We start from the raw sequence: 491 nt of genomic DNA, 5'->3' as shown, positions 1-491 counted from the left end.
GGCCGGCCCCGGGCCGGGATGGAGCGGAGACCGGGCCACCCGTTGCCGCCGGGGTTCTACCGCCATCCGTTGATACCGGCCGGCATGTACTGGCAGCAGGCGAAGGACTATTGCCAGTGGCTAGGCAAGCAGACCGGTGTGCCCTTCGGTTTGCCAACCGAGGCGCAATGGGAGTATGCCGCCCGTAGCCGTGGCCAGAACTTCCTCTGGGCGACGGACAACGGGCATATGGACAAAGGCCGCAACATGGCTTCCTATGCGCAAAAGCAAAAGCTCCGGCCTGTCGTTGACGCCGACCCCCATGAGCCGTCCTCTGTGACACGAGCCATGCTGTTCCCGGTCGGGATCTTCCCGCCCAATCCGCTCGGACTCTATGACATGAACGCCAACGGATGGGAGTGGATGCAGGACTGGTATGACGAGGACTGGTACCGCGTAAGCCCGGAGCACGATCCGAAGGGGCCGCCGACCGGATCCTTGATCCTTGCGTT

The 491-nt window shown here is 63.7% G+C and carries 1 protein-coding gene; it reads left to right on the top strand.

Translation table 11 applies throughout. From position 1 onward, the window contains the following. Positions 1-84: 84 nt before the first annotated feature. Positions 85-491 (top strand): formylglycine-generating enzyme family protein (locus tag AB4Z27_RS29495; protein ID WP_441646046.1); only part of this gene is annotated, 407 nt, incomplete at its 3' end.

Origin of the sequence: Cupriavidus sp. KB_39 (assembly GCF_052114485.1) — a bacterium.
Taxonomy (GTDB): domain Bacteria; phylum Pseudomonadota; class Gammaproteobacteria; order Burkholderiales; family Burkholderiaceae; genus Cupriavidus.
The sequence above is the reverse complement of the archived record's forward strand: the minus strand, read 5'-3'. Positions and strand labels throughout refer to the sequence as shown.